Annotated in this window: 2 protein-coding genes; one reads left to right on the plus strand and one right to left on the minus strand. The window is 45.8% G+C overall.

Going from position 1 to position 1,014, the window contains the following annotated elements; all coding sequences use genetic code 11:
- Positions 1-550: C2H2-type zinc finger protein (locus ABD892_RS10530; protein WP_345195580.1), on the minus strand; the 550-nt coding region annotated here is incomplete at its 3' end.
- Between the two features lie 131 nt (positions 551-681).
- On the opposite strand from ABD892_RS10530, the gene ABD892_RS10535 reads away from it, so the two are divergent.
- A partial coding sequence (locus ABD892_RS10535) for a hypothetical protein (RefSeq protein WP_345195581.1) occupies positions 682-1,014 on the plus strand: 333 nt, incomplete at its 3' end.

The following is a 1,014-nucleotide window of genomic DNA, read 5'->3' on the forward strand; positions in this document are numbered from 1 at the left end:
CGGCAAAGCTCTCGGGGCAGTCTCTCTCGGTGCACTTGAAAGCGCCCTCTTTTTTGTGTTTGCTAACCAGGTGTCGTTTCAGCCATGACTCGGCGGCAAAGCTCTCGGGGCAGTCTCTCTCGGTGCACTTGAAAGCGCCTTTTTTTTTGTGTTGAGTAATACAGTGCTGTTCCAATGCCAGAGGCAATTTGTATGATTTAGGACAATCAGGGCACTGTTTCATTTCACACATTATTTTGATGATCTCATCTAATGGCAGACCTAAATCATCAACGATATCGTCAAAATCTTCTCCAAAATCCGGAAAGATATCATTTAGTTCATCTAGCAGTTCTTGCTCACGGTGATCCTCTATATTACCCGTCAAGCCTTGAATACCTTGTTGTTCGAAACCAGCTGTACTACTGCTTGCTATTGATTGTGGTATATGGGAGGTTGGCTCAACTGCATATACTGTACTTAGAGAAGTACTTATAACATCAATAAGGCCAGAATCTGTCGTTGTGCCAGATATTGACGAAGTTACTGTAGAGGTCGTTATCGAATCCATGGCATGAATGATTATGATTGCTACAACACCAGCTCTGGTTGAATGGCATCCATTTGCCGATAGGCCGGTTGGGTTATTCTTTCATCATAACCATCAACCGTATAGGTATAGGTTACGGTGTATATGGTCAGATGCCTGAATATCAAGTAAAACACGACGGTTTTGCCGTGGTGAATAACACTGTGGTCAGTATTGCTAACCGGATAGTGGCCAACCGCAATTTGTCAACCAGGTTGACACTTTTTTTATCATTCCTGACAAATCCAGCATCTTTCCAACCGCTCTGGCAACAGTCTTCATGGGAGTTCAGCACTAATTTTGTCAACCACTTTATCAACCCCGATTTTACCCCTGTCGCTGGCGAAACCCCGCGAGTGTGCCGCCCCGCATTCCAGAGCTGTTCACAGGGTCCCCGGCTAACCATTTCGCACCGTCCTGACCACCTTTTCAACCCCTCTGCTGGC

This window comes from Kistimonas scapharcae (assembly GCF_039540975.1).
In the GTDB taxonomy this organism is placed as follows: domain Bacteria; phylum Pseudomonadota; class Gammaproteobacteria; order Pseudomonadales; family Endozoicomonadaceae; genus Kistimonas; species Kistimonas scapharcae.